This is a genomic window from Caballeronia humi (assembly GCF_001544475.1).
Taxonomy (GTDB): domain Bacteria; phylum Pseudomonadota; class Gammaproteobacteria; order Burkholderiales; family Burkholderiaceae; genus Caballeronia; species Caballeronia humi.
In genome coordinates, this window is the sequence record NZ_FCNW02000001.1 from 67,789 (window position 1) to 88,969 (window position 21,181).

24 protein-coding genes and 2 tRNA genes are annotated in these 21,181 nt (G+C 63.9%); 12 read left to right on the forward strand and 14 right to left on the reverse strand.

All coding sequences use genetic code 11. The features are described from left to right. Positions 1 to 66 precede the first annotated feature (66 nt). The 3 genes from rpoZ to AWB65_RS00340 are packed head-to-tail and all read right to left on the reverse strand — an operon-like array spanning position 67 to position 1,944. Entirely contained in the window at positions 67 to 270 is a 204-nt protein-coding gene (rpoZ, locus tag AWB65_RS00330) for a DNA-directed RNA polymerase subunit omega (protein ID WP_031359151.1), read from the reverse strand. 56 nt (positions 271 to 326) lie between these two features. Further along, a complete protein-coding gene (gene gmk / locus AWB65_RS00335) occupies positions 327 to 1,004 on the reverse strand; it encodes a guanylate kinase (RefSeq protein WP_087665257.1) in 678 nt (225 codons plus the stop codon). A 7-nt stretch (positions 1,005 to 1,011) separates the two neighbouring features. Then, positions 1,012 to 1,944 (reverse strand): YicC/YloC family endoribonuclease, encoded by a 933-nt coding sequence (locus AWB65_RS00340; protein ID WP_087665258.1) that lies wholly within the window; start codon positions 1,942 to 1,944, stop codon positions 1,012 to 1,014. A gap of 254 nt (positions 1,945 to 2,198) precedes the next feature. Here AWB65_RS00340 and rph point away from each other — a divergent pair, with 254 nt between their 5' ends. The 6 genes from rph (at position 2,199) to AWB65_RS00370 (ending at position 6,779) form a co-directional block, all read left to right on the forward strand. Further along, positions 2,199 to 2,960, forward strand: a complete 762-nt coding sequence (rph, locus tag AWB65_RS00345) for a ribonuclease PH (protein WP_087665259.1) — start codon at positions 2,199 to 2,201, stop codon at positions 2,958 to 2,960. Next, complete coding sequence (gene rdgB, locus AWB65_RS00350; protein ID WP_087665260.1) at positions 2,953 to 3,570, forward strand: RdgB/HAM1 family non-canonical purine NTP pyrophosphatase; 618 nt, start codon at positions 2,953 to 2,955, stop codon at positions 3,568 to 3,570. The genes rph and rdgB overlap by 8 nt, the downstream gene beginning before the upstream one ends. Continuing rightward, positions 3,567 to 4,784 (forward strand): radical SAM family heme chaperone HemW, encoded by a 1,218-nt coding sequence (gene hemW, locus AWB65_RS00355; RefSeq protein ID WP_087665261.1) that lies wholly within the window; start codon positions 3,567 to 3,569, stop codon positions 4,782 to 4,784. Before rdgB ends, hemW begins: the two co-directional genes overlap by 4 nt. Positions 4,785 to 4,813: 29 nt before the next feature. Next, entirely contained in the window at positions 4,814 to 6,004 is a 1,191-nt protein-coding gene (locus AWB65_RS00360; RefSeq protein ID WP_200821648.1) for an MFS transporter, read from the forward strand. 44 nt (positions 6,005 to 6,048) lie between these two features. Continuing rightward, a tRNA-Ser gene (locus AWB65_RS00365) sits at positions 6,049 to 6,138 on the forward strand. Positions 6,139 to 6,458: 320 nt separating this feature from the next. Then, positions 6,459 to 6,779: a hypothetical protein gene (locus tag AWB65_RS00370; RefSeq protein WP_087665263.1), complete on the forward strand. Its 321-nt coding sequence runs from the start codon at positions 6,459 to 6,461 to the stop codon at positions 6,777 to 6,779. Between the two features lie 57 nt (positions 6,780 to 6,836). On the opposite strand, the gene AWB65_RS36225 is transcribed toward AWB65_RS00370, so the two are convergent. Together AWB65_RS36225 and AWB65_RS36595 are read right to left on the reverse strand one after the other, a co-directional pair. Then, entirely contained in the window at positions 6,837 to 6,995 is a 159-nt protein-coding gene (locus AWB65_RS36225; protein WP_159907478.1) for a hypothetical protein, read from the reverse strand. A gap of 55 nt (positions 6,996 to 7,050) precedes the next feature. Then, entirely contained in the window at positions 7,051 to 7,206 is a 156-nt protein-coding gene (locus tag AWB65_RS36595) for a hypothetical protein (protein WP_181505493.1), read from the reverse strand. A 128-nt stretch (positions 7,207 to 7,334) separates the two neighbouring features. Here AWB65_RS36595 and AWB65_RS00375 point away from each other — a divergent pair, with 128 nt between their 5' ends. Continuing rightward, complete coding sequence (locus tag AWB65_RS00375) at positions 7,335 to 7,817, forward strand: TonB family protein (RefSeq protein ID WP_087665264.1); 483 nt, start codon at positions 7,335 to 7,337, stop codon at positions 7,815 to 7,817. A 203-nt stretch (positions 7,818 to 8,020) separates the two neighbouring features. Then, positions 8,021 to 9,325 carry an MFS transporter gene (locus AWB65_RS00380; protein ID WP_087665265.1) on the forward strand — a complete coding sequence of 435 codons (1,305 nt, stop codon included), beginning with the start codon at positions 8,021 to 8,023 and terminating at the stop codon, positions 9,323 to 9,325. Positions 9,326 to 9,331: 6 nt separating this feature from the next. Here the strand turns inward: AWB65_RS00380 and AWB65_RS00385 are convergent, their stop codons facing one another. Then, positions 9,332 to 10,465 (reverse strand): OpgC domain-containing protein, encoded by a 1,134-nt coding sequence (locus AWB65_RS00385; protein ID WP_087665266.1) that lies wholly within the window; start codon positions 10,463 to 10,465, stop codon positions 9,332 to 9,334. 225 nt (positions 10,466 to 10,690) lie between these two features. On the opposite strand from AWB65_RS00385, the gene AWB65_RS00390 reads away from it, so the two are divergent. Continuing rightward, positions 10,691 to 10,870, forward strand: a complete 180-nt coding sequence (locus AWB65_RS00390; RefSeq protein WP_087665267.1) for a hypothetical protein — start codon at positions 10,691 to 10,693, stop codon at positions 10,868 to 10,870. Positions 10,871 to 11,076: 206 nt separating this feature from the next. Next, on the forward strand, positions 11,077 to 12,435 hold the full coding sequence (locus AWB65_RS00395) for a chloride channel protein (RefSeq protein WP_087665670.1): 1,359 nt from the start codon (positions 11,077 to 11,079) through the stop codon (positions 12,433 to 12,435). Between the two features lie 125 nt (positions 12,436 to 12,560). Here AWB65_RS00395 and minE read toward each other — a convergent pair whose 3' ends face one another. The 5 genes from minE to map all read right to left on the reverse strand — a co-directional run bounded on the left by minE (position 12,561) and on the right by map (position 16,085). Further along, positions 12,561 to 12,815 carry a cell division topological specificity factor MinE gene (minE, locus tag AWB65_RS00400; RefSeq protein WP_035926261.1) on the reverse strand — a complete coding sequence of 85 codons (255 nt, stop codon included), beginning with the start codon at positions 12,813 to 12,815 and terminating at the stop codon, positions 12,561 to 12,563. Positions 12,816 to 12,824: 9 nt separating this feature from the next. Beyond that, entirely contained in the window at positions 12,825 to 13,640 is an 816-nt protein-coding gene (gene minD / locus AWB65_RS00405) for a septum site-determining protein MinD (protein WP_087655182.1), read from the reverse strand. Between the two features lie 74 nt (positions 13,641 to 13,714). Then, positions 13,715 to 14,488, reverse strand: a complete 774-nt coding sequence (minC, locus tag AWB65_RS00410) for a septum site-determining protein MinC (protein WP_087665268.1) — start codon at positions 14,486 to 14,488, stop codon at positions 13,715 to 13,717. Positions 14,489 to 14,648: 160 nt separating this feature from the next. Next, the gene (locus AWB65_RS00415; RefSeq protein WP_087655184.1) at positions 14,649 to 15,188 is read right to left on the reverse strand and encodes a GNAT family N-acetyltransferase; all 540 of its coding nucleotides are present in this window, start codon (positions 15,186 to 15,188) and stop codon (positions 14,649 to 14,651) included. A gap of 114 nt (positions 15,189 to 15,302) precedes the next feature. Then, complete coding sequence (gene map / locus AWB65_RS00420; protein ID WP_087665269.1) at positions 15,303 to 16,085, reverse strand: type I methionyl aminopeptidase; 783 nt, start codon at positions 16,083 to 16,085, stop codon at positions 15,303 to 15,305. 169 nt (positions 16,086 to 16,254) lie between these two features. Between map and AWB65_RS00425 the strand changes: the two genes are divergently transcribed. Beyond that, entirely contained in the window at positions 16,255 to 16,590 is a 336-nt protein-coding gene (locus tag AWB65_RS00425; RefSeq protein ID WP_087665270.1) for a hypothetical protein, read from the forward strand. Between the two features lie 63 nt (positions 16,591 to 16,653). Here the strand turns inward: AWB65_RS00425 and AWB65_RS00430 are convergent. The 3 genes from AWB65_RS00430 to AWB65_RS00440 form a co-directional block, all read right to left on the reverse strand. Then, positions 16,654 to 16,743, reverse strand: a tRNA-Ser gene (locus AWB65_RS00430). Positions 16,744 to 16,859: 116 nt separating this feature from the next. After that, entirely contained in the window at positions 16,860 to 18,158 is a 1,299-nt protein-coding gene (serS, locus tag AWB65_RS00435) for a serine--tRNA ligase (RefSeq protein ID WP_087665271.1), read from the reverse strand. Between the two features lie 241 nt (positions 18,159 to 18,399). Continuing rightward, positions 18,400 to 19,704: a replication-associated recombination protein A gene (locus tag AWB65_RS00440; protein WP_087665272.1), complete on the reverse strand. Its 1,305-nt coding sequence runs from the start codon at positions 19,702 to 19,704 to the stop codon at positions 18,400 to 18,402. A gap of 153 nt (positions 19,705 to 19,857) precedes the next feature. Here AWB65_RS00440 and cytX point away from each other — a divergent pair, with 153 nt between their 5' ends. Continuing rightward, positions 19,858 to 21,180 (forward strand): putative hydroxymethylpyrimidine transporter CytX, encoded by a 1,323-nt coding sequence (cytX, locus tag AWB65_RS00445; protein WP_087665273.1) that lies wholly within the window; start codon positions 19,858 to 19,860, stop codon positions 21,178 to 21,180. Position 21,181: the final 1 nt, after the last annotated feature.

Here is a 21,181-nt window from a genome sequence, read left to right on the forward strand (position 1 = left end):
CTCCGTGGTGGGTGACGTAGCCGACGTCGATGGTTGAGGTGCGACCGACGCTAAAAACGGTGCGCGTTAGACCGGCACCTTCTTCAGCATCTCCACGCCGACCTGGCCGGCCGCGATTTCGCGCAGCGCAACGACCGTCGGCTTGTCACGGCTTTCGATCTTCGGCGTGTGGCCTTGTGCGAGCTGACGCGCGCGATACGTTGCCGCGAGCGCGAGCTCGAAGCGATTCGGGATCATTTTCAGACAGTCTTCGACGGTGATGCGAGCCATGTTTGTTTCCTTGGAATATGTTCTTTATTCTACCTTATGTGACCGGAACGCCCTGATCACGAAGCATGCGGCGTGTGAATCCCCAACTCCACGAAAAGCTGCGTGTGGCGGGCGTATTGCGAACCGAAGCGCAGACGCGTCGCCTTGACGAGACACTGCAACTCGGCAAGCGCCCGCTCAAAGTTCTCGTTGATGACGACATACTCCGCTTCCGGCGCGTGCGACATCTCGCTGCCGGCCGCGAGCAGGCGCCGCACGATCACGTTTTGCGGGTCCTGGCCGCGCTTTTTCAGTCGGTCTTCGAGCGCATCGAGCGACGGCGGCAGAATGAAGATCTCCACCGCGTTCCTGAACTGCTTCTTGACCTGCTGCGCGCCCTGCCAGTCGATTTCGAGCAGCACGTCGTGGCCGCTCTTCATCTGCTCCTCGATCCACACGCGAGAAGTCGCGTAGTAGTTGCCGTGCACTTCCGCGCTTTCGAGGAATTCGCCCTTCGCGTGCCGCTCCATGAACTCGTCGACGGAGACGAAGTGGTACTGCACGCCGTTCTGGTCCTTCGGACGCGGCTCGCGCGTCGTGTACGACACCGACAGCCGGATCGCCTGGTCCTGCGCGAGCAGCGCGTTGACGAGCGTCGACTTGCCCGCGCCCGACGGCGCGACGACCATGAACAAATTGCCCGGATAGATGCCGGTGTAGGTGCTGAGATGCGAGGTGCGCGACGTGGTGGTCATTGAAGCGTTACTCCAGGTTCTGTACTTGCTCGCGCATCTGCTCGATGAGGAGCTTCAACGTCATCGATGAATCCGCGAGTTCCTTCGCCGCCGCCTTCGAGCCGAGCGTGTTCGCCTCGCGGTTCAGCTCCTGCATCATGAAGTCGAGCCGCTTGCCGACCTTGCCGCCCTTTTGCAGCACGTGGCGCGTCTCGTTCAGGTGCGCGGTGAGCCGCTGCAGTTCTTCCGCGATATCGATGCGAATGCCGTAGATCGTCACTTCCTGGCGGATGCGTTCCGCGATTTCCTCACGCGGAAGACTCGTCGACGTGCCTTCCGGCGCCGCGATGCCGAGCGCATCCTGCAAGCGTTCGACGATCTTCTGCTGATGCTTCGCGATCAGTTCCGGCACGAGCGGCGTCACGCGCGCGACGATCGCTTCCATCTCCGTCACGTTGTTGATCAGCACCGCCGCGAGCGCCGCGCCCTCGCGTGCGCGCACGTCGATGAGATCGGCGATCGCCTGCTTGCCGCACGCGAGCACCGCTTCGCGCAGCGCTTCCGGCGACACACCGCCCTCCGCCAGCACGCCCGGCCAGCGCAGGATTTCGCCAGTGCGCATGCGTTCGGCGTCGGGGAAAATTTCCAGCACCGAGCGCTCGAGCGCCGCGAGTTGCGAAAGCGTGTCGCGATTGAGCGCGCCCGCGCTCGCCGCCTGTTCCGCGCGATTCAGGTTGATACGGATATCGACCTTGCCGCGCGAGAGCTTCGTCATCAACATTTCGCGCAATTGCGGTTCGCACACGCGCACGTCTTCGGGCATGCGGAAGTTCAGGTCGAGAAAGCGAGAATTCACCGTGCGCAATTCCACCGATACTCCGACGCCCGAGCCGTTGGCGCCCGCGCCACCGGCGGCGACTTCGCGCGTCGCGCTCGCATAGCCTGTCATGCTGTAGATCATCGTACGTCTCGCGATATGGCCTTCAGAAAGAAGGCCGGTTTGCTACGAGCGCCCGGCTCGAGGTTGGTGCTGTCAGAGGCACGCGAGGATGGCCGGGCGGGGAAGCGAACATTATCCCATTTTTACCGTCATCGCCCGTCAAACGGCCTTGCGTACCGGTGCGCTCGCGGGCCTCGCCGGACGTGCATCTCGAATAAAGATAAAATCACGGGTTACGCGCTGCTTCCTTTTTCCCTCCTTTTTCTCCGCCATCCATGACCGACTCCGTCCTGCTCGACCCCGCCTCCTTCGTCCGCCCGAGCGGCCGTCGCGCGAACCAGTTGCGCGACGTGCGCATCACGCGCCATTACACGAAACACGCGGAAGGCTCGGTGCTCGTCGAATTCGGCGACACCAAGGTGATCTGCACCGCGAGCATCGCCGAGCGCGTGCCGGAATTCCTGCGCGGCCGCGACCAGGGCTGGCTCACGGCGGAATACGGCATGCTGCCGCGCGCGACGCACACGCGCAGCGACCGCGAGGCTGCGCGCGGCAAGCAGACCGGCCGCACGCAGGAAATCCAGCGGCTGATCGGCCGGGCGCTGCGCTCGGTGTTCGACCTGAACAAGCTGGGCGCGCGCACGTTGCACATCGATTGCGACGTGATCCAGGCCGACGGCGGCACGCGCACCGCGAGCATCACCGGCGCGTTCGTCGCGGCGCACGATGCCGTCTCGAAGCTGATCGCGGCGGGCAAGATCACCGAATCGCCGGTCAACGATTTCGTCGCGGCGATTTCGGTCGGCGTGTACGAAGGTGAGCCGGTGCTCGATCTCGACTACGACGAAGACTCGCAGTGCGACACCGACATGAACGTCGTGATGACGGGCGCGGGCGGTTTCGTCGAGGTGCAGGGAACGGCCGAGGGCGTGCCCTTCTCGCGCGCCGAAATGAATACGCTGCTGGATCTCGCGCAAAGCGGCATCGAAGCGCTGATCGCGAAGCAGAAAGCCGCGCTGGAGCTTAAAGGTGTCTGAAGCAAATGAATTGAAGCGCGTCGTGCTTGCGTCGAACAACGCGGGCAAGCTGCGCGAATTCGCGTCGCTGCTGAGCGCGGCGGGGATCGAACTGATCGCGCAGGGCACTTTGAATGTGCCGGAAGCGGAGGAGCCGCACGCGACGTTCGTCGAGAACGCGCTTGAAAAGGCGCGGCACGCATCGAAACTGACGGGCCTGCCCGCGCTCGCCGACGATTCTGGCCTTTGCGTGCATGCATTGCGCGGCGCGCCGGGCGTGTATTCGGCGCGCTTCGCGCAACTCGCTGGGGGCGAAAAGAGCGATGCGGCGAACAACGCGCGCCTTGTCGGCGAGCTGCGCGATACGCCGGACCGACGCGCGTACTACTTCTGCGTGCTCGTGCTCGTGCGTCACGCCGACGACCCCGAACCGCTGATCGCCGAAGGCCGCTGGCATGGCGAAGTCATCGACGAAGCGCGCGGTGCGAACGGCTTCGGCTACGATCCGCACTTCTTCCTGCCGTCGCTGAACGCGACCGCCGCCGAGCTCGATCCCGCGCGCAAGAACGCGAGCAGTCATCGCGCGATCGCGCTTCGCGAACTGCTCGCGCGCCTGAAGGAACTGGCGTGAGCACCGGTCCGCAAACTATCAATGTCGTGAAGGCGTTCACGTCGCCGGGGAGCATCCGGCTGACCTCGCTGCCGCCGCTCTCGCTCTACGTCCACTTTCCGTGGTGCGTGCGCAAGTGCCCGTATTGCGATTTCAACTCGCACGAGTGGAAAGGCGAGTCGTTCCCCGAAGACCGCTATCTCGACGCCCTGCGCGCCGATCTCGAAAGCGCGCTGCCGCTCGTCTGGGGACGGCAGGTGCATACGATTTTCATCGGCGGGGGCACGCCCAGTTTGCTGTCGGCGAAAGGGCTGGACCGGCTGCTGTCGGATGCCCGCGCCCTCCTCCCGCTCGACGCCGACGCCGAAATCACGCTCGAAGCCAATCCCGGCACGTTCGAAGCCGCGAAATTCGCGCAGTTTCGCGCGAGCGGCGTGAACCGGCTGTCGGTGGGCATTCAGAGCTTCAACGCGGAGCATCTGAAGGCGCTCGGCCGCATTCACGATTCGACGCAGGCGCATAAAGCCGTCGAAATCGCCGCGCGTCATTTCGACAACTTCAATCTCGACCTGATGTTCGCGCTGCCGCAGCAGTCGCTCGACGAATGCCGCCGCGATATCGAGACGGCGATCGGCTTCGCGCCGCCGCATCTGTCGCTGTATCACCTGACGCTGGAGCCGAACACGCTCTTCGCGAAATTCCCGCCGCAAGTCCCCGACGACGACGCCTCCGCCGACATGCAGGAGTGGATTCACGAGCGCACGCGCGAGGCGGGTTACGAGCGCTACGAAGTGTCGGCGTATGCGAAGCCGCATCGGCAGAGCCGGCACAACCTGAACTACTGGCGCTTCGGCGACTATCTCGGCATCGGCGCGGGTGCGCATACGAAGCTGTCGTTTCCGCAGAAAATCGTGCGGCAGGCGCGCTACAAGCATCCCGCGACGTACATGGACGAAGCGCTCGGCGGCAATCCGATCCAGGAAGAGCGCGAAGTCGGGCCGCGTGATTTGCCGTTCGAATTCATGCTGAACACGCTGCGGCTGGTCGAGGGCTTTCCGGTGCATGCGTTCATCGAGCGCACGGGACTCGCGATGTCGACGATCGAACCCGCGCTCGTCGAAGCCGAGCGGCGCGGCCTCATCACGCGCGATTTCGAGCGCATCGCGCCTACGGAGTTGGGTCAGCGCTTCCTGAACGACCTCCAGGAACTCTTCCTGAAGGACCCCGTCAATTGAGCGCCCCGAGCACGCTGCCTGGCTCGGTCATGCGTCATCGTCCGTTCGCGCTCTTCTGGAGCGCGCGGGTGATGTCGTCGGTTGCGTTCCAGATGATGTCGGTCGCCATCGGCTGGCAGATTTATTCGATCACGCACAGCGCGTTCGCGCTCGGTCTGGTCGGCCTCGCGCAGTTCCTGCCGATGTTCGTGCTGACGCTCGTCGTCGGCCACGTCGCCGATCGCTACGACCGGCGCACGATTGCGTTCGTCTGTCAGATGATCGAGGGCGTCGCGGCGCTCGTGCTGTGCGTCGGCGCGTGGCACGGGTGGCAGAGCGCGAGCCTCATCTACGCGATCGCGATGATCACGGGCGCGGCGCGCGCGTTCGAATCGCCGTCGATGGCGGCCCTCCTGCCAAACCTGATTCCGCGTACGCAGTTGCAGCACGCGACCGCGTGGTCGACGTCCGCGAACCAGACCGCGCAGATTCTCGGGCCGGCTTTCGGCGGCTTGTTGTACGGGATCGGCGCGTTGAGCGTGTATGGCGTGGTGGCGTGCGCGTTTCTCTCGGCGGGCGTGCTGGTGGCATCGATTCGCATCGATGAAGCCGTGCGGATGCGCGCGCCGCTGTCGTTCGAGGCGCTGTTTTCGGGTATCGCGTTCATTCGTCGCAAGCCCGTGATCCTCGGCGCGCTGTCGCTCGATCTCTTCGCGGTGCTGCTCGGCGGCGCGACCGCGCTCTTGCCGGTGTTCGCGCACGACATCCTGCACACCGGACCGTGGGGGCTCGGTGTGCTGCGCGCGGCGCCCGCGGCCGGGGCGCTCGCCGGATCGATCTGGCTCGCGCACTTTCCGCTGCGCCAGCGCGCGGGGACGGCGCTGTTCGCGGGGGTGATCGCTTTCGGGCTCGCGACGATCGTATTCGGGTTGTCGACGAATATCTATTTGTCGCTGGTGTCGCTCGCGGCGCTGGGGGCGTCGGATGTGATCAGCGTCGTCGTGCGGATGTCGCTCGTGCAGTTGCAGACGCCCGATGAGATGCGCGGACGCGTCGGCGCGATCAACTCGCTTTTCATTGGAACGTCGAACCAGTTGGGCGAGTTCGAATCGGGGATGACGGCGGGGTTGTTCGGCGCGGTGCCAGCGGTGCTGATCGGCGGATTGGGGACGATCGCGGTTGCGCTTCTGTGGATGCGGCTGTTTCCCGCGCTCCGCGCGACGCGCTCGCTGGAAGGCTGAGGCGACCGCTCGGCGCGTAAGTTGCGCTACAATACGCGCCTTCTGGAGGTGTGGCCGAGCGGTTTAAGGCACCGGTCTTGAAAACCGGCGAAGGAGTGATCCTTCCGTGAGTTCGAATCTCACCGCCTCCGCCAGAATTCCCTATCGGTGGAGTTCACCCGCCGCCGAATCTCCCTCCTTCCTTCTTTAGCTTCCGAAGTAGCGTCTCTGGAAGTGTTTCTCTCCCACGCTTGGAACGCTTCAAATCGGCGTCGGTGAGTTCACGCACTTCGTCGTCTTCGTTTGTCAGGGGCTGGCTCGTTGTATACGCTTTAAATTTCAAGCGACGATCCTTTCGTGTATACAAAACACGCGCCGCCGATAACGGCAACGACAAAAAACCACCCCCAAGCGAACGCCCGCGCCACATCCAACTCAAACGCGTTCGCCCACAAAAACACAAGGAGCCACGCCCATGAGAATCGCTGCCGCCATCGCTTTCGGGATATTCACGATGACCGCCCTCTCCGCCCACGCAGACGAGTCCTCGGGCAGCCAATGGCGCTTCACCGAGACCTCGCTCTTCGAACTGATCCAGAACGGCTATTCGATCGTCGCCGTCACACGCGACGCGCCGCGTGCCGGGTCATCGTCGGCGGAGGATACGTTTTTTCTGCAAAAGACCAACAGCGTCTATAAATGCTTCGAAAATCACGCTGTCGATGCCAGCGCGAAACGGCCTTCCGCCCCCGTCGAGTGCTACGAGTTGACCAAGCCCGGCGTGACGACGAAGTAAAAACATCCCGCGCGCATTGACCGCCGCACGGGATGTCGTCAAGCCCAAAGCAAAACATCAGTTATCGTCAGATCGCACCGGCGGCCGTTCATGCGGCGCGGGCTCGGCCTTGTCGGCATCCGGTTTCGACGGAGCGCCTTGCGGCGAAGCCGACGGCGGCGGCCTGTCAGCAGGCGTTGGCTTCACCGGCTCGGCGTTGGTAGAAGCAGTAGACATCGCAGTCTCCCGATGACGGGGCACATTCCCCATCGTCAACTTAGCACCAATCGCATCAACCTACATCCGGCTCCCCTTCGCCATCCTTCTTCCCCGGATTGTCATTCGGCCCTTGCTTGCGCGCATCGTCGTCGCGTTCAGGAAGCTTGCTCTTTTCGTTGTCGCTATGCTCGGCCGGTTGCGCATCGCTCGCCTGGTTCGTATCGCTCATCGCTGTCTCCTCCTGTGTTGGGATGACGAAAGCGCCAGCAATGCGCGGTCCCGCTCGCACGCATGGTGCCCCGCGACGCTTTTGACTACCATGAAGTCATAACAGCCAGCAGCACATCGGGGGCCGCCATGACCGCATCCTTGCAAAAGCACGCGAAGCGCCTGTGCGTCGCGCTGATCGCAATCGCCCTATCAGCCTGCACGATCACGCCGCCGCCGAAGTCCGTCGAGAGCCGCCCGCCCGCGGCCGTGAGCAGCGCGACGCTCGATCAGTACAAGACGCGAGTCGCGCAGCGCATCTTCGAGCGCAATCCGTCCCTCGTCCTGAAGGGCACGCCGCAGGCGATGCTCCGCTCGTTCGTGGTGGTGTCGTTCACCGTCGATCGCGGCGGGCGCGTGGTCGAATCGTCCGTGTACCGCACCAACGGCGACGACGAAGCCGAAGCCACCGCGCTTGCCTCGCTGCGCCGCGCGTCGCCGTTGCCGGAGCCGCCCGCCCGGCTTTTGAACGGCAGCGGCCGGCTCGAACTCTTCGAAGGCTGGATGTTCAACGACAACGGCCAGTTCCAGTTGCAGACATCGCACTCGCCGCAAGCGACGACCATCGATTAGCCGTCTGGCAGGTTGCTCCGCGCGACGCACGGTCGTTATAATTTTCGCCACCCCAGCCGGTCCTGCCCGGCACGGCGCAACGCTTGCCCGTCGACCCGCGCGAGGAAGCGTTCCGCACGCAGCGCCGCGCATCACAACACGCCGAGGCGCCCGCCGATCCTCTGAGAGACGCCCATACCAGCAACAAAGACAACGGAGACTCCATGTCCTCAGCATCGCTTTCCGCCGACGCGCCCAACGACGGAAAAAACAGCGCCTCGCGCGTGATTTTCGCGAGCTTCATCGGCACCGCCATCGAGTTCTACGATTTCTACGTGTACGCCACCGCGGCGGCGCTCGTCATCGGGCCGGTGTTCTTCCCGCACGGCTCGCCGGCAGCGCAGGCGCTCTCGGCGTTCGTCACGTTCGGCATCGCGTTCATCGCGCGGCCGATCGGCTCGTTCATCTTCGGGCACTTCGGCGATCGCATCGGCCGCAAATCGACGCTCGTCGCGTCGCTGCTCGTGATGGGCGTCTCGACGACGCTGATCGGCTTCGTCCCCGGCTACGATTCGATCGGCAGCCTGGCGCCCGTGCTGCTCTGCATACTGCGCTTCGGGCAAGGCATCGGTCTCGGCGGCGAATGGGGCGGCGCGGCACTCCTCGCGACGGAATACGCGCCGCCCGGCAAGCGCGGCTGGTTCGGCATGTTCCCGCAACTCGGGCCGTCGATCGGTTTCCTGGCGTCGAACGGCCTGTTCTTCGGCCTCGCGCTCTCGCTCTCCGACGAACAGTTCCGCAGCTGGGGCTGGCGCGTACCGTTTCTCGTAAGCGCGGTGCTCGTCGCGCTCGGGCTCTACGTGCGCCTGAAAATCGCGGAGACGCCGGCGTTTCGCGCGGCCATCGAGCGGCACGAGCGCGTGCGCGTGCCCATCGCGACGCTCCTCGGCCAATACCTCGCGCCGACCCTCCTCGGCGCGCTGGCGATGGTCGTCTGCTATACGCTCTTTTACATTTCGACGGTATTTTCGCTGTCTTACGGCGTGTCGACGCTGCATTTCTCGCGCGAGAAATTCCTTGGTCTCTTGTGTTTCGCGGTGATCTTCATGGCGATCGCGACACCGATCTCCGCGCGCGCCAGCGACCGCTTCGGGCGCCGGCCCGTGCTGATCGTCGGCTGCATCGCGGCGATCCTGTCCGGCTTTACGATGGCGCCGCTTCTCGGCAGCGGCAACACCTATGCCGTCGCGCTCTTCCTGACGCTCGAACTGTTCCTGATGGGCGTGACGTTCGCCCCGATGGGCGCGCTCCTGCCCGAACTCTTCCCGACGAGCGTGCGCTACACCGGCGCGGGCGTCGCGTACAACCTGGGCGGGATTCTGGGGGCGTCGGTGGCGCCGTACATCGCGCAACTGCTCGCGAATCGCGGCGGACTCGCGTGGGTGGGCGGCTATGTGTCGGTGGCGGCGGCGGTGAGTCTCGTCGGCGTGCTGTGCATGCGCGAGACGCGCGATATCAGGTTGAGCTGACGCGTTTTATCGCTCGCGGCGGTTCGTTGCGTGCGCGGGCACCGGCTGCCCCTTGACGGCCGGCACGCGCCGCACGTTTTTCCAATCACGCCAGAAGCGCGCGAGCAGGAGCAGGAAGCCGATCGCAAGCGCGTCGGCGGCGAGTCCCGCGAGCCACGCGAAGTGACCCGACGGAAGCACGCGCAACGTGGTATCGAGCACGATCGATACCGCCGTGCCCGCGATGAAGCACACGAGCCCTTGTGTGCCGATCGTCACGACGCCCGGCAAGCTGCGCGCGAGCGCGCCGATCCAGCCGGCATGTACGGCCCGCGCGAACACCCAGGCCACGGCGCCGAAACTCACGATGCGCAGCGTCGCCAGGTTCTGCTTCATGTATCCCGGCGGCGGCGCGATCTCGATGAAAAGCTTCGCGAACGCGAACCCCAGCACGACGCCGACCGCGATGCGCGTCAGCCAGCGCGCGGTGGCGCTCGCGTGGAACTCGGCGCTGATCGGCTGGGTGCGCGCAAGGACGCCGCTCATGAACATCAACTGCCAGGCGAACGGATTAAACGACCAGCCTTCGTCGTAAGCGGAGGGCAAAAGCGGCCCGAGTTGCGATGCGAAGAGCCAGATGAAAAGGCTGCAGAACAGCACGAGCACCGGCCTTTTCGCGGCAAGCGGTACGACGAGCGGCACGGAGAGCGCGAAAAAAGCGTACATCGGCAGCACCGCCGACAGATACGGCTGGTGGCGCAAGGTCGCAATGCCGGCGATGAGCGGCAGCGGGCCGTCGAGGAAGGCGGGCCATTCGGTGAAATTGACGAGCGGCGTATCCAGGCGCAGCAGCATCAGCGTCGCGCCCGCGAGGAGCATCAGCGCGGCGGTAAAGAGGTACGCGCGGTAGATTTCCAGACTGCGCTTGAAAAAGCGCCAGCGCGCCGCCGACTGACCACGCCGCGCTTCGACCGCGGTAAAAGCCGCCGCCGATGCATAACCACCGAGAAACACGAAGACTTCCGCAGAATCGCAGAACGCGTATTTATGCAGGGTGAAGTTTGAAAGGACGCTTCCCGATATGTGATCGACGGCAATAATGAGCAGGACAATACCTCGAAAGAAATCGACTTCGAGTGAGCGCCCGGTCAATGTCGTCATCGGTGAAAGCTCCGCGTCCGAAACTCAAACGCTCAAAAGGAGCGTCGAGCGTATTCGGGTTTGTACGAAGCTACGGGAAAAGATTCCCCAATTCAAGATTTATTTGATCCACCAGAATTCGTCCACCCTCAGTATGGCGTGAAAATGGCTTTTTTGTCCGGTTCGGGTCTGGCGGGGCGCTGCATATACTGAAGTTAATCAGAAGGTTAATGCAGTAGAATCCCCATGCCGATTCATTTTCAAAGCTCGCATCTGGTAGCGGTCATTGCCATCGGCCTTCTCACGGCGCTGCCGCTTACCGTACGCCTTCGACCGCAGAGTTGGCGGGGCGTTCTTTTCAAGGCGCTGGTCGCCAATATCGGCGCATTCGCGGCGGTTATCGCTTTCGAAATTCTGACAGAGTAAATTAATCCAGCCGACGCTCTGATTCGATTTGCTTTCACACGCGCAGAAAATTCCGGAAACGCGCGTCACATTAATTTTTTCAGGAATTTAATACCGCTCCATCTATCCCCGGTGGAAGCGTTCCAAAGAAAGCGTTGCGCCTGTTCTTTGATAGACCGATTATGCGGATCGGCCTCGATATAATCGACGCTTTGCCGGAAATCCGCATGCTTCGCGTCCTGCGCTCTCTCCCGATCATCACCGCGCGCCGCGCACGAAGCCTCTGGCGCCGTTACGGCATCTTCTGGCTGGGCGCGATCGTGGTCGGCCTCGTCGCTGTGTTTTACGCGCGGCTCATCGACTGGGGCTACGGCGTCTTCCAGACCGCGCAACATGAGCACGCGTGGCTGCCACTCCTAGTCACGCCGGCCGTCGCCGCGGTGTCCGTCTGGCTCACGCGGACGTTCTTTCGCGGCGCCGAGGGCAGCGGCATCCCGCAGGTGATCGCGGTGCTCGACGGCCCGACGTCCGCCTCCGGCGCGCGTCTCCTTACGCTGCGCATTCTCGCGGGCAAGATCGCCGTGTCGTTCCTCGCGATCCTCGGCGGCTTCACGATCGGACGCGAAGGCCCGACCGTGCAGATCGGCGCCGCACTCATGTTCAACCTGCGCCGCCTCTATCCGCGTTCGAACGCACTCATCGAACGGCAACTCGTGCTCGCGGGCGCGGCGGCGGGGTTGTCGGCGGCTTTCAATACGCCGCTCGCCGGCATCGTGTTCGCGATCGAGGAACTTACGCGCAGCTTCGAAGTGCGCACGAGCGGCGTGCTGATTACGGGGATCATCCTCGCGGGGATCGTCGCGCTCGGGCTGAACGGCAACTACACGTACTTCGGCACAATCGATATCGGCCAGCCCTTTCCCGACATGCTTGCGCTTGCCGTCGTGCTGACGGCGGTCGTGACCGGCATCGCCGGCGGCGTGTTCTGCTGGCTGCTGCTCAACACGTCGAAATGGATTCCCGCGCCGCTCAGGGCGCTCCACGCGTCGCGGCCGGTCGCGTTCGCCGCGCTGTGCGGACTGGTGATCGCGGTGGTTGGCATCGTGTCGGGCGGGACGACTTTCGGCAGCGGTTACGCCGAAGCGCGCGGCCTGCTGGAGGGTCGCGAGCAGCTTTCGCAGTTCTATCCGCTCCTGAAGATGATCTCGATGATCGGCTCGTATCTGCCGGGCATTCCGGGCGGGATTTTCGCGCCGTCGCTGTCGATCGGTGCGGGCTTCGGCAACGTGTTGCACATGGTCTTCGGCCACATGCAGCTATCGATGCTGATCGCGCTCGCGATGGTCGGCTATCTCGCGGCAGTCACGCAGTCGCCGATCACGGCCTTCGTCATCGTGATGGAGATGATCAACGGCCACGCGCTCGTGATCTCGCTGATGGCGACCGCGCTGATCGCGAGCCGCGTGTCGCGCTTTTTCGCGCCGCCGCTGTACGAGGCGCTGTCCGGGCGCTATAAGGGGCACAAGCCCGCGCCTCGGCCGGAAACGCCGGAAGCCGAAGAGAAAGACAAAGCGCCCCAGCATTAAATCGGACGATTCCACTTCGACTCACGCAAACGTTCCCGCAGAAAAACAAAAAGCCAGGACCACCCGATCCCGGCTTTTCCTTTCCCGGCACGCGCTATCCCGGCACGTGCGCGGCATTCACGTTTTTACGCCTGCGGAATTTCGATCTTCACTTCCAGCACTTCGAGGTCGTCCTGACGCTCGAGACTCACGCGGATGTCATCGTTGGAAATCTTCACGTACTTGGAAATCACGGCAACGAGTTCTCGTTGCAACGCCGGCAGATAATCGGCGGCAGCTTTGCCGCCCGCGCGTTCGTGCGCAATGATCAACTGCAAGCGTTCCTTCGCAACCGAAGCGGACTTCTTTTTCTCGCCCAGCAAAAACGAAAGAATCGACATTGCGTCCCCTTACTTGGTGCCGAAGATGCGTTGCAGCAGGCCTGGCTTCTGATAATCGGTGAAACGCAGCGCTTTTTCCTCGCCAAGGAATCGCGACACGATGTCCTTGTACGATTCGGCGACGTCAGTACCATCGAGGTGCACGGCGGGCAGACCCTGGTTCGACGCATGCAGCACAGCTTCCGATTCCGGAACCACGCCGATGAGTTCGATCCGAAGGATTTCCTGAATATCGCTGAGCGAGAGCATTTCGCCTTCGCTCACACGCTTCGGGTTGTAGCGCGTGATCAGCAGATGTTCCTTGATAGGCTCCTTGCCCTCGATCGCGCGCTTCGTCTTCGACGACAGAATGCCGAGAATGCGGTCCGAATCCCGCACCGACGACACTTCCGGATTCGTCACGATCAACGCTTCGTCGGCGAAGTGCATCGCGAGCAGCGCGCCCGACTCGATGCCGGCCGGCGAATCGCACACGATGTATTCGAAGTCCATCGCGATCAGATCGTTGATCACCTTTTCCACGCCTTCCATCGTCAGCGCGTCCTTGTCACGGGTTTGGGACGCCGGCAGGATGAAAAGGTTCTCGCATTTCTTGTCCTTGATGAGCGCCTGGTTCAGATTCGCTTCACCCTGGATCACGTTGATGAGGTCGTACACCACGCGGCGTTCGCAGCCCATGATGAGGTCGAGGTTGCGCAGACCGACGTCGAAGTCGATCACGGCCGTCTTGTGGCCGCGCAATGCGAGCGCCGTTGCGAAGCTCGCGCTGGTGGTCGTCTTGCCGACGCCGCCCTTCCCCGAAGTCACCACAATGATTTTTGCCATACAAGGTACCTTGTGTTCGTCAATAAGTCCGACTGCCGTTTGCCCATGCGCGCCGTTCGGTCAGGCGCCACGCACTAGGTGAGCCGCAGCGGTTCGATCATCAGTTTTTCTTCATCGAGCCAGATCTGCACCGACTTGCCCAGGACATCGGCGGGCAAGGGGTTTTCGGTCGTCCGGTAGATTCCCGCGATCGAAATCAGTTCCGGCTCGAGACAGGTGCAGAAAATTCGCGCGTCGTTATTGCCGTGCACGCCCGCGAGCGCGCGCCCGCGCAACGGCGCATAGATATGAATGTTGCCTTCCGCGATCAATTCCGCGCCGTAGGACACGAGCCCGAGCACGATCAGATCGCCCTTCGCGTACACCTGCTGGCCGGAACGCAACGGCCGGTCGATGATGGTCGCGGGCATGGGCAACGCTGGCGGCGGCGTCTTCGCCACCGCAGCCTCAATCACGGCCGCGGCTTCGGTGTTCGCGCTCGCGGCGCCTTCAGACGGCTTCGGTGCACCGCGCCGGTCGCGTGCTTCGAGCAGCGGCAATCCGCCCGACGACGCCCATTGCGTAGCCCACGTCTGCGCGGGCGACGCGACGACGCCGATCGGCCGCATGCGCACGCTCGCGAGCAACTGCGCGAGTTCGTCGAGCGGCACGCGGTCGGTGGCAGACGTCTCGGCGAGACGGCGCACGTCGATCGCGACGACGTCGTTGGCGAAAAACTCGGGAGTCGCTTCGAAGCGCCGCGTGAGTTCGGTGCGCAGCGCGTCAAGGTCGGTAGTCTTGACGACGAAAAGAAGCGTGTCGACGGAGCCGCTGCGCAGTTCGAAAAAGGGCGTTTTGTTGAGCGACATAGGAACAGCCAAAAATTTTGCGTATTTTACAGGCGTGCGCGCGCTCGGCCATCTTTTTTAAGACCGGTTTGCGTGCGACGTGTGCGTGATGAAGGACCGCGAGGACCACCGCGCGAAGAACGACATCGGCGCGGCGAAAAGCGAGGACAGGTAGGACGATTCACGCCGTGCCCGGCGTGTCTTGCTCTTCCGTGTGAACGTGGCGCACGAGCAGCGTTTCCCAGACTTCCGCGTGCAAGGGCATCGCGCGGCGATCGCCCGTCGGACCGAAACCGAGTCGCTCGTAGAAGCGCATCGCGGTACGGTTTTCATCGGCGATCCATGCATACACTTCCGACGATCCTTGCGCCGCGAGCCACTCCGTCGCCGCGTTCACGAGCAGTTCGCCGCCACGCAGATGCCGGACGGCCGGCGCGACCCACAGCGCATGCACGAACGCACGGCCGCGCGCCGCTTCATCGACGAACGCGCCGACGAGACCCGCCGGATGGCCTTCGGTGTAGAGCAGAAACGTGGCAGTGGTCGCGGAGTTCGCGTGGTGGTTGGCGGTATCGCCGAAACTGGATTCGGCGACGAGCAGCGCGTCCTCGAGCGTTTCGTCGAAGGCGTACGGCGCCTCGCGCAGGGACGCCGTGCGGAGCTCGCGGAGGACGGCCCCCTGATGCGCGGCGATGCGGCGAACGGTCAGTGAAGGACTCATGCGGGCGATTATCTCTCTGGCTCTTGCTGGCTATCTCTTTATAGCTTCAACCGAACGGGCGATTGAGTCAATTTTTTCTTGCAATCAACACTTGCGATGGTCGCGAGCGCTTTGTTACGGCGCGGCATGGACGCCGGTGCCGTCGGGCCAGGGCGTGAGCAACTCGAAGCCGTCTTCGGTGACGGCGACCATGTGCTCCCATTGCGCCGAGAGCGAGCGGTCCTTCGTGGTGACGGTCCAGCCGTCGCGCGATTGCTGGGTGGCCGCGCGCCCCGCGTTCACCATCGGCTCGATCGTAAAGACGAGGCCCGGTTTCAGGCGCAGCCCCGCGCCACGCTGACCGTAGTGCAGCACTTGCGGGTCTTCGTGATACACGCGGCCGATGCCGTGGCCGCAATACTCGCGCACGATCGAAAACCCCTCGCGATGCGCGACCGTCTGAATCGCCTGGCCGACGTCGCCGAGTGTCGCGCCCGGCCGCACTTCGCGGATGCCCGCGACCATCGCTTCATAAGTGGTGTCGCAGAGGCGCTGCGCTTCCAGGCTCGGCTTCCCGGCGTAATACATGCGGCTCGTGTCGCCGAAATAGCCGTCCTTGATGATCGCGACGTCGATGTTGATGATGTCGCCGTCCTTCAGTTCCTTCGGCCCCGGGATGCCGTGGCACACGACGTGATTCACCGACGTGCAGACCGTCTTCGGGAACCCCATGTAGCCGACGTTCGCCGGGATGGCTTTCAGTTCATCGACGATGAAGCGGTTGCAGATCGAATCGAGTTCGTCGGTGGTCACGCCCGGACGAACATGCTCGCCGATCATCGCGAGGACCTCGGCGGCCATGCGGCCTGAGATGCGCAGTTTTTCGATGTCGGCGGGCGTCTTGAGAGTAATGGCCATTGAGTGGAGCGGATGAAGTCGGGACGCGGTCGCGCTCTTGGGAGCGGCGGCGTGGTGAGCGGATTTGTCGGCGATGATAGCATCGCCGGGCTGAGAGCCTGGACGGGTCGGTCTTGTGTTGTGCCGGCGTTTACGGTTTATTGGGGCTCTTTTCCTTGACCGAAGGCCTATGTCTCTACGTCGTTTTGCTGTTGTTTCTCTCGTCGTGCTTGCCGCCTGCAGTTCAACGAGCGGCCCGGAATTGCGCGCCTCGAAACCCGTGATTCACGTTTCGTCGGCGCGGACCGCGTCGGATATTTCCAGTTGCCTCGAACGCATGCTGCTCTCTGTGCAGACGATCCGCGATAGCGGTTCCACGGAACTCGTCGTGGGGCCGAATGCGTGGCTCGTCACGCTGACGCCGTCGGGTTATGGGTCGATCGTGAAGGTGCAGAAGTCGCCCGGCGAGTACGGCGGATTGCCGGAGCCGGAACTGCGTTTCGATATCGCGCGATGCACGACTTGAGGTGATTGCGCCGCGCATAAGCAAAAACCCCGCAGATCTTTCGATCTGCGGGGTTTTAAATTCTGGCGGAAAGGGTGAGATTCGAACTCACGGTACCCCTAAAGGTACACTGGATTTCGAGTCCAGCGCATTCGACCACTCTGCCACCTTTCCGTTTAAACCAAACCGTTTCCGGCCTTCGCCAGCGGGTCGTTGCTCAGCGAAGTTCAAGATTATAACGAAGCTGTTTTGGCTTTCCAAGTCCCTTTTCGCATCTTTCCCGAAAAAATTTACGCGGCCTTCGAGGTTTCGAGACGCTCCACGCCGCCCATGTACGGACGCAGCACCGCCGGCACCGTGACCGATCCATCCGCGTTCTGGAAGTTCTCCAGCACGGCGACGAGCGTGCGCCCGACCGCCAGCCCCGAACCATTCAGCGTATGCACGAACTCGGGCTTGCCCTGCGCATTGCGAAAGCGCGCCTGCATCCGGCGCGCCTGAAACGCCTCGGTGTTCGAGCAACTCGAAATCTCGCGGTACGTGTTCTGCGCGGGCAGCCACACTTCGAGGTCGAACGTCTTCGATGCCGAAAAGCCCATGTCGCCCGTGCAGAGCGTGATCACGCGATAAGGCAGCTCCAGCTTCTGCAGGATCGCTTCCGCGTGGCCGACCATCTCGTCGAGCGTCTCGTACGACGTCTCGGGCGACACGATCTGCACCATCTCGACCTTGTCGAACTGATGCTGGCGGATCAGCCCGCGCGTGTCGCGGCCGTACGATCCCGCCTCCGAGCGGAAGCACGGCGAATGCGCCGTGAGCTTCAACGGCAGCGCGTTCGCATCGAGGATGCCGTCGCGCACAGTGTTCGTCAGCGAAATCTCGGACGTCGAAATCAGGTACTGCGTGACGGTGTTTTCCTCGCCGCCCTTCTCGACGCGGAACATGTCGTCGGCGAATTTGGGCAACTGGCCCGTGCCGTACAGAATCTCGGGATTCACGATGTACGGCGTGTACGTCTCGGTGTAGCCGTGCTGCTCGGTATGCGTGTCGATCATGAACTGCGCGAGCGCGCGATGCAGCCGCGCGATCTGTCCGCGCAGGAGCGTGAAGCGCGCGCCCGAGAGCTTCGCGCCTGTCTCGAAATCGAGCCCGAGCGGCGCGCCGACATCGACGTGATCCTTCACTTCGAAATCGAACGTGCGCGGCGCACCCCAGCGACGCACTTCGACGTTCTGCGTCTCGTCGTCGCCGACGGGCACGCTCTCGTGGGGCAAATTCGGCACGCCGAGCATCATGTCCTGGAGACGCTTCTGGATGTCATCGAGCTGGGCTGCGGACGCCTTCATGGTGTCGCCGATCCCGCCGACTTCCGCCATCAGCGCCGCCGTGTCCTCGCCGCGCCCCTTCATCGCGCCGATCTGCTTCGACAGGCTGTTGCGGCGCGCCTGAAGTTCTTCGGTGCGCGTCTGGATCTCGCGGCGCTCGGCTTCGAGCGACGCGAACCCGGCGACGTCGAGGGTGTAGCCGCGGGCGGCGAGACGCTTCGCGACGCCGTCCAGGTCTTTGCGCAGGAGTTGGATGTCGAGCATGGCGGGGGTTGCTTTTCGAGTAATCGGAACCGGCGATTTTAGCGCACGGGCGCGGCGGGCCGACGCAATTGGCCAGCCATTTCCGCGAAATTGGTCATCCGGATTGGCGAAACGGCACGTCGTTCCGGCGGCGTCGGGTTCGGTCGCGCTGGCAAAAAAAAGACTTCTCACGGTTCGATGCCACTTCGACGCTGCGGCGACCGCACAGCACGCCGAATCCTGACGAGGGTTGAAAAATCCCCTATTTCTTATTCTCCCGCCGCCATTGCGCGTCGAGGTCAGCCAACCGCGCCATCTTGTCCCCAATCTTGCCCTCAAGTCCGCGCGGCGTCGGCTCGTACCAGTGCGGATCGCGCATACCGTCCGGCAGATACGTCTCACCGGCCGCGTACGCGTCGGGCTCGTCGTGCGCGTAGCGATACTCGTGGCCGTAGCCGAGTTCCTTCATCAGCTTGGTCGGCGCGTTGCGCAGATGCACCGGCACCCCGCGCGACTGGTCCTTCCCGACGAACCGCCGCGCCTCGTTATACGCTTTGTAACCCGCATTCGATTTCGGCGCGACAGCCAGATAAATCAGCGCCTGCGCGAGCGCCAGTTCGCCCTCGGGCGTGCCGAGCCGCTCGTAGGTCTCGGCGGCATCGAGCGCGATGCGCCCGGCGCGCGGATCGGCGAGGCCGATGTCCTCCCACGCCATGCGCACGATACGCCGCGCGAGGTAGCGCGGGTCCGCGCCGCCGTCGAGCATGCGGCAGAACCAGTAAAGCGTCGCGTCGGGATTGCTGCCACGCACCGACTTGTGCAGCGCGCTGATCTGATCGTAGAACGCGTCGCCGCCCTTGTCGAAGCGGCGCAGGTTCTCGGCGAGCGCGCTGCCGAGGAGCGCGCCGTCGATCTCCGTCGTCTTCTTCTGCGCCGCCGCCCGCGCGACGATTTCCAGGTTATTCAGGAGCTTGCGGCCGTCGCCGTCGGCGGAACCGATCAGCGCGTCGCGGGCTTCGTCGCTGAACGTGAGGCCGCCGAGCTCCTGCTGCGCGCGATCGAGCAATTCCTTCAGCTCGTCGGCATCGAGGCTTTTCAGCACGTACACCGCCGCCCGCGACAGCAGCGCGCTGTTCACCTCGAACGACGGATTCTCGGTCGTCGCGCCGACGAACACGAACAGCCCCGACTCGACGTGCGGCAAGAACGCATCCTGCTGGCTCTTGTTGAAGCGGTGCACCTCGTCGACGAAAACGAGCGTCTGGTGCCCGTTCGCGCGATGGATCTGCGCGGTTTCGACGGCCTCGCGAATATCCTTCACGCCCGAGAGCACCGCCGAGAGCGAGATGAACTGGGCGTCGAAGGCATCGGCCATGAGACGCGCGAGCGTCGTCTTGCCGACGCCCGGCGGGCCCCAGAGGATCATCGAATGCGGCTCGCCCGACTCGAACGCGACGCGCAGCGGCTTGCTCGGCCCGAGCAGGTGCTTCTGGCCGATCACATCGTCGATGGTGCGGGGACGCAGGCGCTCGGCGAGCGGAACGGTGCCACGGTTTTCTTCGAACATGGGGTTTTGTGACGCAGGTTGGGCAAAGGCGGCGATAATCTTTCGCTTTTCTGAGACAGGCTCGGCTGACCGGTCAGGACGGGTCATTATGACAGCCGATGCGCACGCACGAAGCGCGCCGCGCCGGACACACAAAGATAGGGACGAAACCCCATGGGACAAGAGAAGGGACATTTCGACGAATCCGCCGCATCGGCCTACGCCCCGCTCACGCCCGTGCCGCTTGCGCGCCGCGCCTTCGTCACGACCGATGCCTTCGCCCTCTGGTTCTCGCTCGGCATCGGCTTGCTGGTCGCGCAGGCGGGCGCGCTGCTCGTGCCGGGACTCTCGCTGCCGCACGCGCTGACGGCGATCGCGATCGGCACGGCGGTCGGCGTCGTGCTGCTCGCGCTCGCGGGCGTGATCGGCACGGACACGGGGCTCGCGGCGATGTCGTCGCTGCGGCCGACGCTCGGCGTGCGCGGCGCGTCGGTGCCGGCGGTGCTGAACGCGGTGCAACTCGTCGGCTGGGGCTCGTTCGAGATCATCGTGATGCGCGATTCCGCCGATGCGCTCGCCAAACAGTCGTTCAATCTCTCGATGCCGCTCATCTGGACGCTCGTGTTCGGCGTCCTCGCGACGCTGCTCGCCGTGACCGGGCCGCTCTCCTTCGTGAGGCGGTTCTTGCGCACGTGGGGCATCTGGCTGCTGCTCGGCGGCGCCGGGTGGCTCACGTGGAACCTGCTCGCGAAGCACGATCTCGCCGCGCTGATGAACCGCCCCGGCACGGGCGAGATGGCGTTCGGCGCGGGCATCGACCTGGTCGTCGCGATGCCGCTTTCGTGGCTGCCGCTGATCGCCGATTACACGCGTTTCGGCCGCAGCGCGGGCGGCACGTTTCGCGGCACGCTCCTGGGCTACGGCATCGCGAATCTGTGGTTTTATGCGCTCGGCGCGATCTACGGGCTCGCGGCGGGCGGCGGCGATGCCTTGCTGACCGTCGCGTTCGCCCAGGCGGGCGGCGGCGTCGCGCTACTACTGATCCTCATCGACGAAATCGACAACGCCTTCGCCGATATCCACTCGGCGGCCGTATCGACGGGCACGTTCTGGGCGCGGGCAAGCGTGCCGGTGCTGTCGGCGGCGTTCGGCGCGTTGTGCACGCTGGTCGCACTGGTCGTCGAGATGGGGAAATATCAGAACTTTCTGCTTCTGATCGGCTCGGTGTTCGCGCCGCTCTTCGGCGTCGTGCTGGCGGATCATTTCATCGTGCGCAAACGGCGTATCGATGTTGCCGCCATCGGCGATGTTGGCGGCCGGTATGGCTTCTCGGGCGGCTGGCACGTGAGCGCGTTCGTCGCGTGGGCGGTTGGCATCGCGGCGTATCACGCGATCAATCAGTGGCTGCCGAACCTCGGCGCGACGCTGCCGGCGTTGGCGATCGGCGCGCTGGTCTATCTCGGATTGATTTCGGCGCGCGGGCGTGCCTATGCGTGAG

Excerpts from the sequence above, each read along its gene's own strand:
- rpoZ (WP_031359151.1), bottom strand. The coding sequence starts at position 270 with ATGGCTCGCATCACCGTCGAAGACTGTCTGAAAATGATCCCGAATCGC.
- gmk (WP_087665257.1), bottom strand. The coding sequence starts at position 1,004 with ATGACCACCACGTCGCGCACCTCGCATCTCAGCACCTACACCGGCATC.
- AWB65_RS00340 (WP_087665258.1), bottom strand. The coding sequence starts at position 1,944 with ATGATCTACAGCATGACAGGCTATGCGAGCGCGACGCGCGAAGTCGCC.
- rph (WP_087665259.1), top strand. The coding sequence starts at position 2,199 with ATGACCGACTCCGTCCTGCTCGACCCCGCCTCCTTCGTCCGCCCGAGC.
- AWB65_RS00360 (WP_200821648.1), top strand. The coding sequence starts at position 4,814 with ATGCGTCATCGTCCGTTCGCGCTCTTCTGGAGCGCGCGGGTGATGTCG.
- AWB65_RS00370 (WP_087665263.1), top strand. The coding sequence starts at position 6,459 with ATGAGAATCGCTGCCGCCATCGCTTTCGGGATATTCACGATGACCGCC.
- AWB65_RS36225 (WP_159907478.1), bottom strand. The coding sequence starts at position 6,995 with ATGTCTACTGCTTCTACCAACGCCGAGCCGGTGAAGCCAACGCCTGCT.
- AWB65_RS36595 (WP_181505493.1), bottom strand. The coding sequence starts at position 7,206 with ATGAGCGATACGAACCAGGCGAGCGATGCGCAACCGGCCGAGCATAGC.
- AWB65_RS00375 (WP_087665264.1), top strand. The coding sequence starts at position 7,335 with ATGACCGCATCCTTGCAAAAGCACGCGAAGCGCCTGTGCGTCGCGCTG.
- AWB65_RS00380 (WP_087665265.1), top strand. The coding sequence starts at position 8,021 with ATGTCCTCAGCATCGCTTTCCGCCGACGCGCCCAACGACGGAAAAAAC.
- AWB65_RS00385 (WP_087665266.1), bottom strand. The coding sequence starts at position 10,465 with ATGACGACATTGACCGGGCGCTCACTCGAAGTCGATTTCTTTCGAGGT.
- AWB65_RS00390 (WP_087665267.1), top strand. The coding sequence starts at position 10,691 with ATGCCGATTCATTTTCAAAGCTCGCATCTGGTAGCGGTCATTGCCATC.
- AWB65_RS00395 (WP_087665670.1), top strand. The coding sequence starts at position 11,077 with ATGCTTCGCGTCCTGCGCTCTCTCCCGATCATCACCGCGCGCCGCGCA.
- minE (WP_035926261.1), bottom strand. The coding sequence starts at position 12,815 with ATGTCGATTCTTTCGTTTTTGCTGGGCGAGAAAAAGAAGTCCGCTTCG.
- minD (WP_087655182.1), bottom strand. The coding sequence starts at position 13,640 with ATGGCAAAAATCATTGTGGTGACTTCGGGGAAGGGCGGCGTCGGCAAG.
- minC (WP_087665268.1), bottom strand. The coding sequence starts at position 14,488 with ATGTCGCTCAACAAAACGCCCTTTTTCGAACTGCGCAGCGGCTCCGTC.
- AWB65_RS00415 (WP_087655184.1), bottom strand. The coding sequence starts at position 15,188 with ATGAGTCCTTCACTGACCGTTCGCCGCATCGCCGCGCATCAGGGGGCC.
- map (WP_087665269.1), bottom strand. The coding sequence starts at position 16,085 with ATGGCCATTACTCTCAAGACGCCCGCCGACATCGAAAAACTGCGCATC.
- AWB65_RS00425 (WP_087665270.1), top strand. The coding sequence starts at position 16,255 with ATGTCTCTACGTCGTTTTGCTGTTGTTTCTCTCGTCGTGCTTGCCGCC.
- serS (WP_087665271.1), bottom strand. The coding sequence starts at position 18,158 with ATGCTCGACATCCAACTCCTGCGCAAAGACCTGGACGGCGTCGCGAAG.
- AWB65_RS00440 (WP_087665272.1), bottom strand. The coding sequence starts at position 19,704 with ATGTTCGAAGAAAACCGTGGCACCGTTCCGCTCGCCGAGCGCCTGCGT.
- cytX (WP_087665273.1), top strand. The coding sequence starts at position 19,858 with ATGGGACAAGAGAAGGGACATTTCGACGAATCCGCCGCATCGGCCTAC.